The 12,554-nt window shown below is 46.8% G+C and carries 15 protein-coding genes; 6 read left to right on the forward strand and 9 right to left on the reverse strand.

Annotated features, from left to right (window positions below; translation table 11 throughout):
- Window positions 1-48 precede the first annotated feature (48 nt).
- On the reverse strand, window positions 49-369 hold the full coding sequence (locus AB3N00_RS06690) for a hypothetical protein (protein WP_062326145.1): 321 nt from the start codon (window positions 367-369) through the stop codon (window positions 49-51).
- Window positions 370-791: 422 nt separating this feature from the next.
- Between AB3N00_RS06690 and AB3N00_RS06695 the strand changes: the two genes are divergently transcribed.
- A complete protein-coding gene (locus AB3N00_RS06695; RefSeq protein ID WP_095287663.1) occupies window positions 792-1,031 on the forward strand; it encodes a hypothetical protein in 240 nt (79 codons plus the stop codon).
- A gap of 103 nt (window positions 1,032-1,134) precedes the next feature.
- On the opposite strand, the gene AB3N00_RS06700 is transcribed toward AB3N00_RS06695, so the two are convergent.
- The 6 genes from AB3N00_RS06700 to AB3N00_RS06725 all read right to left on the reverse strand — a co-directional run bounded on the left by AB3N00_RS06700 (window position 1,135) and on the right by AB3N00_RS06725 (window position 4,922).
- Window positions 1,135-1,287, reverse strand: a complete 153-nt coding sequence (locus tag AB3N00_RS06700) for a hypothetical protein (protein WP_175395974.1) — start codon at window positions 1,285-1,287, stop codon at window positions 1,135-1,137.
- A 5-nt stretch (window positions 1,288-1,292) separates the two neighbouring features.
- A complete protein-coding gene (locus tag AB3N00_RS06705) occupies window positions 1,293-1,460 on the reverse strand; it encodes a hypothetical protein (RefSeq protein ID WP_413033884.1) in 168 nt (55 codons plus the stop codon).
- A gap of 236 nt (window positions 1,461-1,696) precedes the next feature.
- The gene (locus AB3N00_RS06710; protein WP_413033885.1) at window positions 1,697-2,218 is read right to left on the reverse strand and encodes an N-acetyltransferase family protein; all 522 of its coding nucleotides are present in this window, start codon (window positions 2,216-2,218) and stop codon (window positions 1,697-1,699) included.
- 117 nt (window positions 2,219-2,335) lie between these two features.
- Window positions 2,336-2,674: a L,D-transpeptidase gene (locus AB3N00_RS06715; RefSeq protein WP_413033886.1), complete on the reverse strand. Its 339-nt coding sequence runs from the start codon at window positions 2,672-2,674 to the stop codon at window positions 2,336-2,338.
- Window positions 2,675-2,730: 56 nt separating this feature from the next.
- The gene (gene rsgA / locus AB3N00_RS06720) at window positions 2,731-3,828 is read right to left on the reverse strand and encodes a ribosome small subunit-dependent GTPase A (protein ID WP_413033887.1); all 1,098 of its coding nucleotides are present in this window, start codon (window positions 3,826-3,828) and stop codon (window positions 2,731-2,733) included.
- 500 nt (window positions 3,829-4,328) lie between these two features.
- Window positions 4,329-4,922 (reverse strand): metalloregulator ArsR/SmtB family transcription factor, encoded by a 594-nt coding sequence (locus tag AB3N00_RS06725; RefSeq protein ID WP_175395978.1) that lies wholly within the window; start codon window positions 4,920-4,922, stop codon window positions 4,329-4,331.
- 171 nt (window positions 4,923-5,093) lie between these two features.
- Between AB3N00_RS06725 and AB3N00_RS06730 the strand changes: the two genes are divergently transcribed.
- The 3 genes from AB3N00_RS06730 (at window position 5,094) to AB3N00_RS06740 (ending at window position 7,241) form a co-directional block, all read left to right on the forward strand.
- A complete protein-coding gene (locus AB3N00_RS06730; protein ID WP_413033888.1) occupies window positions 5,094-6,092 on the forward strand; it encodes a YpdA family putative bacillithiol disulfide reductase in 999 nt (332 codons plus the stop codon).
- Window positions 6,093-6,097: 5 nt separating this feature from the next.
- Window positions 6,098-6,541, forward strand: coding sequence for a DUF441 domain-containing protein (locus AB3N00_RS06735; protein ID WP_413033889.1), 444 nt, complete (start codon window positions 6,098-6,100; stop codon window positions 6,539-6,541).
- A 187-nt stretch (window positions 6,542-6,728) separates the two neighbouring features.
- Complete coding sequence (locus AB3N00_RS06740; protein ID WP_175395981.1) at window positions 6,729-7,241, forward strand: ADP-heptose synthase; 513 nt, start codon at window positions 6,729-6,731, stop codon at window positions 7,239-7,241.
- Between the two features lie 81 nt (window positions 7,242-7,322).
- Here AB3N00_RS06740 and AB3N00_RS06745 read toward each other — a convergent pair whose 3' ends face one another.
- Entirely contained in the window at window positions 7,323-7,772 is a 450-nt protein-coding gene (locus tag AB3N00_RS06745) for an NUDIX domain-containing protein (RefSeq protein WP_413033890.1), read from the reverse strand.
- A gap of 124 nt (window positions 7,773-7,896) precedes the next feature.
- On the reverse strand, window positions 7,897-8,193 hold the full coding sequence (locus AB3N00_RS06750) for a HesB/YadR/YfhF family protein (RefSeq protein ID WP_347381441.1): 297 nt from the start codon (window positions 8,191-8,193) through the stop codon (window positions 7,897-7,899).
- Window positions 8,194-8,676: 483 nt separating this feature from the next.
- Here AB3N00_RS06750 and AB3N00_RS06755 point away from each other — a divergent pair, with 483 nt between their 5' ends.
- Window positions 8,677-10,422, forward strand: coding sequence for an ABC transporter ATP-binding protein (locus AB3N00_RS06755; RefSeq protein WP_413033891.1), 1,746 nt, complete (start codon window positions 8,677-8,679; stop codon window positions 10,420-10,422).
- A gap of 12 nt (window positions 10,423-10,434) precedes the next feature.
- Window positions 10,435-12,525, forward strand: a complete 2,091-nt coding sequence (locus AB3N00_RS06760; RefSeq protein ID WP_413033892.1) for an ABC transporter ATP-binding protein — start codon at window positions 10,435-10,437, stop codon at window positions 12,523-12,525.
- The last annotated feature ends 29 nt before the right edge of the window (window positions 12,526-12,554 follow it).

A 12,554-nucleotide genomic window follows, 5' to 3' on the forward strand; every position in this document is an offset into this window, starting at 1 on the left:
AAGACCTCCTTATAATGGGTTCGATAATGATGTATACGTCAAGAAGCCTCATTCGTTGCTGTCCTGCTGAAACAAAGAGCGTCTTCCGTACACTGGCGCTTCTTCTGTAGTGGTGGAGAATGCCCGCTGAACCCGTACACAGCTTCCTTGCCGCAGGCCCGTTTCCATCAGCTGCTGGGAGTTCTGCGGAGAGAACCACAAACCTTCGGGGAATTTCGCTTCAAGGATGTATTGAATGCCATCACCAGGTGCCTGCCCGAATATCCGCACCCCCAGCAAAGTCTTCAGATGTTCAATCGTACACTCATCCGGGACCTCAATATCGAACCATTCGCCTTCCTCCCGGCCGGAATACACGGTAAGAATCATCACAATCCCTCCCATGGTCTCATATGTAAATTGTCCTAATGTCAAATTAAATCAAAAAAATGCGGATAAATCCTTTTCCAACCCTTATTTTCTTACATTAACACCCTGTTTGCAATGTACAACCTGTATTTTTGTTACATATGACCCACATAAATATTAAAATATCGTCCATTGGACTCAGAACTTTTGAGGCATTGTTCTCGTTAATTGTTGCGAGGATGCGAAAATCCGCAATTTTCTTCCATATAAATGGGAGATAACATTCGATTTTTGGGACTTCTTATTGCTTCGTCCACAATCAAATTGTGAACACTTTTCAAACATTGGCTACCTTTATGTTTTCATAAGCTGATTTTAAGGTAATTTTAAGCATTGGAATTTAATATAACCAGTATGAAATAACTCTCGTGAGGTGATTTCTAGTGAGAACACTAATAACATTTCAAAACAAATCAATCCCTGTATATTTCAATCAAGAAAACAAACAACCTATGCAAAAGACATTAAGATTACTTAGCAGTGCCCTTGAGCATAAAATCAGTAATGGTAAACGAGCTTTGCAAAAGTGTCTGCACTCTTTGATTAGTATTGAGATTGTCGGTTGTGAAGCGATTCTGCACAGCCGCAGTGAAAATGACTCTCTGGCCTTGTCCCTTTATTAAGAAGAGTCGGTAAAGAAATTGCATATGCAACACAAGGAAAAAGGAAGCTGTCATGTAAGACAAGCTTCCTTTTTTGATGCGAACAACTGCTGCTCTATCTATTTTAATGTAGTCTGCTAACGGCATAAGCGGTTTCATGCTCCTCTGCGATCTCGGCTCTGCGAATGCGTATAACAAACAGCCGGACCAAATTGGCACGTGTATGCTCTTCCTGACAGGTGTTCAGCTTTCTCAAAATAAAACGGTCAATGGACATGGAATTCAAGCCCCTTTACCTTTGGATTTACGGATCGCTACTCCCGTGTATCCATAAATAACCAGAATGCGAGAGCACCAAACAGCTTTTTCCTCGGATTTACAGACCTCCTCATTCTCTATGTAAAAACGTGCAAAAGCCTGCCCCATCAAGCTTTGAGCGGACTTTCGCATTCTATGTCGATCCTTCTCGAAAGATCTGGTTACTTGGTACCCGGGTAATCCCGGTATTAATGTTGAAGACTGATCCAACGGGTTCGTGTGAATTTCTCGATGACCCAATCGCCACCGAACGCCTCCTAATCAAATTAATTGTCTTCCTTCTATAAGAAGTGTAGTACATCCTTAACCTGATTAAAGATTGCGCAAACGTGTCACACTGGCTCTACTCAATCCAAAGGACATGGTGCCTATCTGCCAAACAAGTTTAAATCTTCCCAGCCATATGCTATCTCGGTCAGATGTTGCCCTCCAATTCGAATGGACTGCGTATGAACAGGAGTTCCGCCCATCTTCTCATAAAAACGGCATGCTGAATTTCGCTCCAATGCCCAAATAAGCATACGTCTCATGTTCCGGGAGTGAAGATAATGTACAACATGCGCAGCCAGCTGCTTACCAATACCCGTTTGTTGAACCTCTTTCAGCAAATAGATGGCATATAGCTCTGCATCATAAGGCAGCTTGCCCTCACGCTCCCTTCCTCCACAGGCAAATCCGACAATTTCCCCATTGGGCTGTTCAGCCACCACCAGAATCTGATTTTTTTCGTCAGAGCGTATGGTCTGCTCCCATTGGGATAATCTTGATTCAGTAGTCAAATGATCCAAAAAATCATCCGGTATGATATTGCGATACGTTGTCTTCCAACTCTCTGTATGTACATGGGCAATGGCTTCTGCATCCCCTTCACGGGCTTGTCTGATCTGCATCGACTAACTCTCACCTTCTCCGGCTTATTGAAGTGACTTTACATTATTATATGCATGAAGATCCATAATTCCAAATACATCCATTAAGTCCAGATCCGGGATGCTAACAATCCGGCCCTAAGACCGGATCGTTACTCTTGTGCCTACAGATACCTTCGAAGAGAGATCCAGCACATCCGAATTGTACATGCGGATACATCCATGCGATACAGACTTACCAATCGATGAAGGTTCATTCGTCCCATGGATACCATAATGGGGCTTGGATAATCCCATCCACAGCACACCAAAGGGTCCTCCTGGGTTCGATTGTTTGTTGACAATGGTAAATTCCCCACTTGGAGTCTCTGTGAGAACTTTTCCTGTTGCCACCGGGTAACCCTTAACAACCTGATTGCCATCCAAAAGATATAACATGTGGTCGGTCAGATCCACGATAATTCTGTAATCTGGCATAATGACATCCCTCCTGACCTATTCTATGCTGAAGTCACCAGGATGCCCGCCTGATTTCAGGCTTCTTCCCAATCGCTTACGCTGCGGGAATGTTTGGGTTTACGTGAGCTCACGGGTTTGCTTGAGGCTGTTCGCCGTTTGGATGCAACAGCTTCCTTCCGCTGTTGAAATTGTAATTCCTTCTGCATTTTCAGGTAATTGTTTAGCCTTTTTTCTTCCAGTGCTCCATTCTGAATCGCTTCTTTAACTGCACATCCGGCTTCCCGTGTATGACTGCAGTCAACGAATCTGCATTCTGCAGCGAGCTGTTCAATTTCATTAAACGCCTGGGAAAGACCGTCATTGCCTTCGTCCCACAGATTCAGCTCACGCATGCCCGGAGTGTCAATCAGCACAGCACCCTGTGGTAAAACAAACATCTCCCGATGTGTTGTTGTATGTCTGCCCCGGCTGTCGTCCTCCCGGACGGATTGCGTAAGCTGCACATTCTCCCCCATCATCCAGTTCACCATGGTGGACTTGCCACTGCCAGAAGAACCCGTCAAGGCTACTGTGGTCCCTGGCTGCAGATAGGTTTCAAGTAATGCTTTACCCTGGTCCTCAATTGCCGACAACGCCAGCACTTCGATCCCGGGAGCAATTCCTTCTACCATTGCGGTTTTTCCCTCCACATCGGTGCATAGATCGCTTTTGCTTAAAATGATGACGGGTCTAACTCCTCCATTCCAGGCCATCATGATATACCTCTCCAACCGTCTGAGATTAAAATCATGATTAAGAGCTGTGACAATCAGCAGCGTGTCAACGTTTGCCGCAATCAGCTGCTCTTTCGTTATTGGCCCGGCTGCCTGTCTGGATACCCGGCTCTGCCTTGGTATAATACCGTGAATTATAGCCTCTTCACCCGGCTGCCCCGTAATGGCGACCCAGTCTCCCACTGCAGGAAGTGTCCCTGTCTCCAGGTTGTCATGACGCATCCGTCCCGATACCCTTCCCCAGCATTCACCTTCAGTTGTAATCAGACGCTGCAATTGTCCGTGGTCTGCAATGATTCGCGCCGGTGTTCTCATTAGTTCGTCCATCCCTGATTGCTGCCACAATTCCTGCCATTTGGCGGACCAGCCATACTTCTCCATGTGATTATGCAAATTCATATTCCTCCCACAATGTGTTTGTTTATTTCTCTTGACCACAATTCAATCTGAACACTCCGGTTTAGATCAGACACAAATAAACCACGAGCAATAAAACGCCCGCGGCAATTAGAAGTTAACAGAATCAAGAGCTTCCTAGCATCTCCTACCAGCAGACCGTTGAATATAACAATCTGCCACAGGCAATACAGGAACATCCCCTTTATCGGCAACCAAAAAGCCACGGGTGCGTCACCCGTGGCTTCATTTGTACATGTAATTTATTCTACGCTATGGACGTACCTGTCCAATACCCGTAAAATTACATGCTTTGATCCGTTCCGGAGACGCTGTCCATATTCAAATTAACGTATACTGCCATTACGTTTGTCATATAACATCGCCTCCCTTGTAGATTTATCCAACATGTTACACAGTGTACTCTGCAGTTGTCAAGCCCAATTTTATTTTTGCCTAATGTAGTTTATTTTACTTGCTTCAATTGCACTTAATGGAATTGTTCATTTTACCTGATCCCAACGAGTCCACATTTCCTTCGGATTAAGTTCATAGATCCCATCCTCCCGGTACATAAATTGATGCATGATAAATTCCCGTCGAATCGTGGCAAAATCCTCATGGTAGGTACGTATAAAATCATTGATTTCTTTCTCCGTATATTTGCGCCCGAATTCAAGCTGCTCAACCAAATAACCAAGTACGATCAGCTTTTTCTTGTATTGGGCCGGGATTTGACGCAATCGTCCATCTTTGGAGAAAAAGTTTCGCATTACGGACGCTTTTAGCGTTTCATTCACATCGCTCATATCGGCTACCTCCTCCCTTTTGAAAATAAAATCAACGGAAGCTTGCGCATGTTCACGAATAAAAGATGGATTAAGAGAGAAAAACACCGTATTTTTTTCTCTCCGCTCCTTGATCAACGCCGCTTCTCTCAGCTTCGATGCATGATGAGTAACTGTTGGTTGCGACAGATTAAGCCGCTCGGCAAGTGCCTGTCCGTGCAGTTCACCCTGAGACAGTAATAGCAGCATCCGGAGCCGGGTAGGATCAGCCAGAGCTTTATGATAAGCCACAATTTTCTCCAGTTGCATGAACATCACCTCTTAATTTAGATAACTATCTAATTTGATGTTAATCTTTTCCCACTGTAAAGTCAAACTCGGTATTTAGCCATTTTTCTTTAGCCAATCCCCCGGTGAAACTGGCATTACATGACTATTTACGGTAGGATAATATTGCTTGAAAGAAGGAGGAATATGAACATGGAAGATGTAATTATCATCGGCGGAGGACCTTGTGGTCTGTCTGCTGCCATTGAATGTGAACGGCTGGGTCTCTCAGCTGTAATTGTAGAGAAGTACAATATTGTACAATCCATCTATCTGTATCCAACCCATATGCAGTTTTTCAGTACAGCCGAGCTGCTTGAGATCGGAAACGTGCCGTTCAGTACACCGAACGACAAACCGTTTCGTTATGAGGCACTCGCCTATTATCGCAAAGTAGCCGAACACTTCGGGCTGCGTGTTCATAATTATGAGGAAGCCCGAGAGATCAAGCGCAGTAACGATGACACCTTTGAAGTACATACAGTCAATCGCCGCGGGCAAACCATTGTCCATAAGGGACGGAATGTAGTTGTGGCAACAGGTTACTTTGACCACCCGAATTATCTCGGTATTCCTGGAGAGGACAAAGATAAAGTCACTCATTATTTCCGGGAAGCTCATCCTTACACCCGTACACGTGTCGCAATTATCGGGGGCAGCAATTCAGCCGTGGATGCAGCCATGGAACTGGTCCGTGTCGGAGCCCACATTGATATGGTGTATCGCGGTTCGGGTCTGTCGGAGCATATTAAGCCATGGGTACGTCCGCTGTTTGAAAGCATGGTGCAGAAAGGCCGCATTACACTGCATCTCGGCGCACGTGTTAATGAAATTTTGGACGATTCCATTCGCCTGCTTCATGCAGACGGATCAACAAGTGAGCTCGATAACGATTTTGTTCTGGCACTGACCGGGTTCCGTCCGGACCGAAAACTGCTTGCTTCTGTGGGCGTGGAAATGTCTGATGATCTGGATAAACCCGTGTACAATGTGCAAACCATGGAAAGCAGTGTACCAGGTGTATATGTCGGCGGGGTAATTGCTTCAGGACGCAATGCCAATGAAGTATTCATTGAGTCTGGACGCTGGCATGGCAGATACATTGCAGAGCATATCGTAAGTCGGCAGCGCGGGCAGGCTGAGGGGAATTGAAATCGATGGATATGACCTCCTTGCTGTTGCTCGTGTTCGCAGCACTCGGTATTATCAGCAGCAATACACCTGTGACCGTAGCCATGGTATTTTTACTGCTGCTGCGGGTATTGAATTTGAATCAGGCTTTTCCCTGGCTTGAAAAATACGGACTTACGCTTGGCATTATCATTTTGACAATCGGGGTCATGGCGCCACTAGCCAGCGGTAAGATGAGTCTGCAGACGATCGGGGAGTCTTTCCTCCACTGGAAATCGCTGCTTGCAATTGGTATTGGTTTACTGGTGGCTTACCTGGGTGGACGGGGTGCTACTCTCATGAGCACGCAACCAACTGTAGTTGCAGGACTCCTTATTGGAACCGTACTTGGGGTAGCCCTGTTTAAAGGTGTCCCCGTAGGGCCACTGATTGCAGCGGGCATTCTATCACTGCTGCTCGGCAAATCCTGATCGAAGTTGGGACTTGACATCCTTCTGCTGACTGGCTGTATTTCCCACCGTTGTATGATATACTACTATTCATGCAATTCATGCACCCATGTCCATAGCAGAGAAATCAATTTCATTTGTATTCGTTTGCATTATAAAATTGATTCACCTCGCAATTATTAATGGCCGCAGGAGGATTCAGTTACCTATGTCACGTCAGTTTATTACAGAAGCCGTGATGGTGGCTATTTACGGTCAATTGCTCGCGCCGCCCGCGCCTGTTGAATATATTGTTCCTTATACCACCGTCTTGGAGTTATATGAATTTCAGATCAGCCCAGACCCTTTGATGGATAACCCGGCTGATGATCAGCATGTAAAAACAAAGATTAACGAGATGATTTCATATTTTGAAGAACCGCTGAACAAGAAGAAAATCGAACGGGCCTTATCTGTTCCATGGGCAAAAAGTCCGTCCATTCTGTTCGGTGATCAGGTTTCCATCGCCATTATCAATGCAGTGGATACAGCTCAGTATGGTGAGTATTTCGATCCCATTGAGACAGAACTGCTGCTCACTTCACAGCGCCTGAGTATCCCGATTCTTACGGATCAGGTTGAGCTGATCGCTCGGATAATAGAATCTTCCGCGCCTGTGCAAGTATTTGATATTGACGATTTTGATTTTGCGATGGATGAAGAGCCACTCGATCAGGTTTAGCCATCCAGACTCTTACAACACCCCATGGGACAACACACAAAAGAAGCCTTTCCAGCAGGGAAAGGCTTCTTTTGTGTGCTTTTATTCCATTTTTGAGCGTTCTAGTAACAACCGGCTGAGGCCATTCAGAAGTGGCAGCGAAGCCGGATCAAAAAACTTCAACCCTGCCTCACTGTTTACACGGGATTCCACCAGACGATCCTGAAGGATTAGTGCCCGAAACAGGGCGATGACATAATAGTCCTCATCCCCGCTGGAATGCAGGTGTCTCAGATCCGGACCCGAATGCAGCGTTTCAAGTATCATGCTGCTTGCCGTCCATCCTGTCTCCTCCCACAGTTCCCGATGAGCCGCATCTTCAATGGCCTCGCCAGGACGCATCCGGCCAACGGGGATACGCCAATGCCCCTGCTCGGCGTGCTGGATTAACAACAATTCACCTTGTTCGTTCTCGGCCCTGACTGCAGCCTTCACCACAATATGAGAGCGATTTGCAATATACTGGGCCAGATCTCGGGCTGGCGGATTCAATACTTATCCCTCCTGTTCGAAGCCGGCAGAAGCCAGCGATACAATCGATACTTAGCCGCATTTCATTCCAGCTCTTTCAGCTCGTTACAGATGCTCCCCTGAATTTATTGCCATTTAAACCTGATTAGACCTCAGTATAACGATATTCGATATCTTGTCCTTCTTCCACAACATCAACATGCAGCTTGTGGCCTTTCAGATACCAGTAATCGTGATCTTCCATAAAAAAGTGAATGCCAGATACTTCTGTTTGGTCTGCCGGATGGCGCGGTTCCTCCACGGCGATCCCCAGTGAAAAACCGGGATGGAGGCCTCCGCCGGAGCTATAACGGGCGAAAAATCGGATGCTGTCTCCTTCATTCAAGTTCAGTTCTTCCTTGTACCAGCGAGCAGCACGGTCAGATACATGTATGGTACTCATTTGATTCAGCTCCTTCTCTATATATATGTTACATCATATCGCTTGATTGGCTTGAGTTCAAACATTACACCACAAAAATAGCCGATAGTGCAAATGTGAAAAAAGTTTGACAGATCGCAAAAGGCGGTGTTAAGATGCAAACATACGAGATCCACATTCAATTTATTTCCAAAACAGAAAGGGTGATTACGGTGTTTAACAGTCATATGGATGGTCTAATCAGCTCACAATTAAATACCGGAGCACCCTCGAAATCGTTATTCCGTTTCTAAGTCAGCATCACAGTAATCTTGAATCAGATTAGCTGTAATGCACACTTATGATACTTATGTTCAGCGGTGGCTCTGCTCTCGGAGCCATGCGCCGTATGATTGATATCCAAGACATACCGCCTGCGTGCGGTATGTCTTTTTTTGTGGGTACAAATCGGTAAACATGAGCAGATAACGTATTTCACCGACACTCGAAAGGAAGGGATACCACTTGTTCTCTGTACTCAAAAACCTAGCCTGGTTCTTCCGGCTGGAACGCAAACGATACCTGATTGGTGTCATTTTGCTCATTCTCGTGGGTGTAGCCGAACTGCTGCCCCCTCGTCTTCTCGGCAATGCCATTGACGAGATTGTGCGCGGTTCCATCACTGGTGCCTCACTCACACGTTACATCTTACTTATTCTAGGAACAGTCGTTATTATCTATCTGACCACGTACATATGGATGCACAAACTGTTTGGTGGTGCAAATCTGGTTGAACGCTTGCTGCGTTCGCGATTCATGGATCACCTGCTGCGGATGACTCCGCCTTTCTTTGAGAAAAACAGAACGGGAGATCTGATGGCTCGTGCCACCAATGATCTTCGTTCCATTGCCACAACAGCAGGTTTCGGCATGCTGACACTGACTGACTCTACTGCCTTCCTGGCAACAGTATTGTTCGCTATGGGTTTTCTGGTGAGCTGGAAACTGACCCTTGCCGCAATCCTGCCTTTGCCGTTTATCGCCATTGCCATGATGATCTACGGGAAAGCTGTGCATCAACGGTATACTTTGGCACAGGATGCCTTCGGGGACATGAATGATCAGGTGCTTGAATCCATCGCAGGTATTCGCGTAGTGCGCGCCTATGTTCAGGAACGTCTGGACCAGAAGCGGTTCGCTGATGTCACTGAAGACGTTTATCGCAAAAATCTCGCTGTTGCCAGGATGGATGCACTGTTCGAACCAACGATTCGGCTATGTGTCGGTCTCAGTTACGTCATCGCACTTGCCTACGGCATCTATCTTGTGTTTCACAATGAAATCACCCTTGGAGATCTCGTATCGTTCAACATGTATCTGGGGATGATGATCTGGCCCATGTTCGCCATTGGTGAGCTGATTAACCTGATGCAGCGCGGCAGTGCCTCCCTGGACCGGGTTAACGAAACCTTGTCTGTAGAACCTGCTGTCCAAGACGTGGATCAGCCTGCTCATATTACGAATCCTGAAGTCATCTCGATGCAGGATGTGACGTTCCGTTATCCAAGTTCGACGGTCGATAATCTTAGCCATGTCAGCTTCTCCCTTCGCCCGGGTCAAACACTCGGTATTGTTGGGCGTACGGGAAGTGGTAAGTCTACCCTTCTTAAACAGCTGCTTCATGAATACCCTGCCGGCTCCGGTACATTAAGTATATCCGGGCATCCGATCCAGGAGATCGCTAAGGATGACTTGCACAGCTGGATTGGATACGTTCCACAGGAGCAGGTGCTGTTCTCCAAGTCGGTTCGCCAGAACATTCAATTTGGCAAACCGGGTGCAAGTGATGAAGTCATTATGGAAGCGATTCGTACGGCAGCTTTTGATGGAGATCTGGGTACTTTATCCGATGGGCTGGATACTCTTGTTGGTGAAAAAGGGATTGCCCTCTCCGGCGGACAAAAACAGCGGGTATCTCTGGCACGTGCATTTATTGCCGATCCTGACATTTTGATCCTGGATGATGCCTTATCCGCAGTCGATGCAAGAACGGAAGCCAAAATCATTGAAAATATACGCAACAAACGCTCGGGCAAAACAACGCTGATCTCGACACACCGCCTGTCCGCCATTGAACATGCAGACCGGATCATCGTACTGGAGCACGGGAAAATTACGGAAGAAGGAACCCACCAGGAGCTGCTTGCCATGAACGGCTGGTACCGTGAACAATATGAACGGCAACAGGTGGAGTCCAATCTGTCCACGTAGGAGGTCAACGTTTTGAAGTCGAATACAGGCAAAAGGCTGCTTCAATATGCCCTGAAAGCCAAAGGAACTTTTATTGCAGCATTAATTATGCTAACGATCGGTGTTGCGGCTGAGCTCGCCGGTCCATTTATTGCGAAATCGATGATCGACAATCATCTGCTCGCCATTGAGCAGCCGTTCTATGAAACGGAAGCTTCTTCCGAAGCGGCTGCCTATAACGGCAAGAACTACAAACGCGAAGGCCGGTTTGAAGCCGGTGAAGTGAAGGGTGCCGAAGTCAGAGTGCTGCAAGCCGGCAAAAGTTTTTATTTTGTCAATGAACCGGTAAGTGCACCTGATGGAGATCGTTCTTATGCCAATGGTACCCTCACCGTTACTCGTGCTGGCGAAGTGACTGGCCAATATGCGGCAGAGCCGCTTTCCGCTGGTGAACTCTTTGCCTTTTATAAACCTGAGATGCCAAGCATCTATCAATTGATTGTCTATTACATGATCTTTCTCGTGATCTCGGTCATTATGGAGTTTGGTAAAACCTACTGGCTGCAATCCTCAGCGAACAAGGTAATTCAAAAGCTTCGTAATGATGTCTATGCTCATATCCAGCGACTGCCGGTGCACTTTTTTGATAATCTGCCCGCAGGTAAAGTTGTTTCCCGGGTCACGAACGATACAGAAGCCGTTAAGGATCTGTTCGTTGCCGTTCTGTCGAACTTTTTCTCCGGGATTATTACGATTACGGGGGTATATGTAGCCCTCTTCCTGCTGGATTTCCGTCTCGGACTGATCTCGTTGTTCGTTGTACCGATGCTGATTCTGTGGATTGTACTCTACCGCAAATTCGCTACACGCTACAATACAATCATTCGTTCACGACTGAGTGAGATCAACGCGATTATCAATGAATCCATTCAAGGGATGTCCATCATCCGGGTATTCCGTCATCAGAAGCAGACCAAGCAGGAATTTGAAGATCTGAATGACGATTATATGAAACACCAGAACAAAATGCTGAATCTGAACGCCTTCACTTCCCACAACCTGGTCAACGTATTGCGGAATATCGCTTTTGCAGTTGTCCTGTGGTACTTCGGTTCCAGCGTGCTGGATGGCACCAGTATCATCTCACTGGGTGTTCTCTACGCATTCGTCGATGTTCTGGGTCGTTTGTTCCAGCCGATCACTGGCATGGTGAACCAATTGGCAAACCTGGATTCCTCCCTCGTATCGGCTGGACGTGTGTTTGAGCTGATGGATGAACAGGGTGAGGCCGTAACCGATGGCTCGATGCCAAGGTACAAGGGTAATGTCGTATTTGACGATGTATCGTTTGCATATAAAAAGGATTACGTGCTGAACAATATCTCGTTCAAAGCATCACAGGGTCAAACGGTCGCCTTGGTCGGTCATACCGGTTCGGGTAAAAGCTCGATTATCAACCTGTTGTTCAGGTTCTATGATCCGCAAAAAGGCAAGATCACCATCGACGGTCAGGACGTCAAGGATTTGCCAAAGCAGTGGATTCGGCAGCATATGGGTATCGTATTGCAAGATCCGTATCTCTTCACTGGCACAATCGCCTCTAACGTCAGTCTTGGAGATAAACGCATCACACGTGCTCAGATTGAACAATCACTGCGTGATGTGGGAGCAGAACGGATCCTGGCGCATCTGCCCCAAGGATTTGATGAACCCGTTATTGAAAAAGGAAGTACGTTATCTGCCGGACAACGTCAATTGATCTCTTTTGCCCGTGCACTCGCGTTCGATCCGGCTATTCTTATTCTCGACGAGGCTACGGCCAACATCGATACCGAAACAGAAGCACTGATTCAAAATGCATTGGAAGTCCTCAAAAAAGGCCGGACTACCTTCATCATCGCCCACCGTCTCTCGACAATCCGCTCAGCTGACCAGATTCTGGTCCTGCACCGCGGACGTATTGTGGAACAGGGCGCGCATGATGAACTGATGGAACTTCAAGGACGATACTATCAAATGTATCAACTGCAGCAAGGGGCACAAGCTGGTGGTGAAGTAAACGAGAATAACAGCTCAGGCACAGCCATCCGAACATCCGCTACCTTAGCTGGAGGTAATCTATAACGCTTCATGCTTTTGTTAATTGAATTTAA

This window comes from Paenibacillus xylanilyticus (assembly GCF_047246825.1).
In the GTDB taxonomy this organism is placed as follows: domain Bacteria; phylum Bacillota; class Bacilli; order Paenibacillales; family Paenibacillaceae; genus Paenibacillus; species Paenibacillus xylanilyticus_B.

Bases quoted from the DNA above. Each gene is read 5' to 3' on its own strand.
- rsgA (WP_413033887.1), bottom strand. From the start codon at position 3,828: ATGAATTTGCATAATCACATGGAGAAGTATGGCTGGTCCGCCAAATGG.
- AB3N00_RS06730 (WP_413033888.1), top strand. From the start codon at position 5,094: ATGGAAGATGTAATTATCATCGGCGGAGGACCTTGTGGTCTGTCTGCT.
- AB3N00_RS06740 (WP_175395981.1), top strand. From the start codon at position 6,729: ATGTCACGTCAGTTTATTACAGAAGCCGTGATGGTGGCTATTTACGGT.
- AB3N00_RS06725 (WP_175395978.1), bottom strand. From the start codon at position 4,922: ATGCAACTGGAGAAAATTGTGGCTTATCATAAAGCTCTGGCTGATCCT.
- AB3N00_RS06710 (WP_413033885.1), bottom strand. From the start codon at position 2,218: ATGCAGATCAGACAAGCCCGTGAAGGGGATGCAGAAGCCATTGCCCAT.
- AB3N00_RS06735 (WP_413033889.1), top strand. From the start codon at position 6,098: ATGGATATGACCTCCTTGCTGTTGCTCGTGTTCGCAGCACTCGGTATT.
- AB3N00_RS06705 (WP_413033884.1), bottom strand. From the start codon at position 1,460: ATGCGAAAGTCCGCTCAAAGCTTGATGGGGCAGGCTTTTGCACGTTTT.
- AB3N00_RS06715 (WP_413033886.1), bottom strand. From the start codon at position 2,674: ATGCCAGATTACAGAATTATCGTGGATCTGACCGACCACATGTTATAT.
- AB3N00_RS06690 (WP_062326145.1), bottom strand. From the start codon at position 369: ATGATTCTTACCGTGTATTCCGGCCGGGAGGAAGGCGAATGGTTCGAT.
- AB3N00_RS06700 (WP_175395974.1), bottom strand. From the start codon at position 1,287: ATGTCCATTGACCGTTTTATTTTGAGAAAGCTGAACACCTGTCAGGAA.
- AB3N00_RS06750 (WP_347381441.1), bottom strand. From the start codon at position 8,193: ATGAGTACCATACATGTATCTGACCGTGCTGCTCGCTGGTACAAGGAA.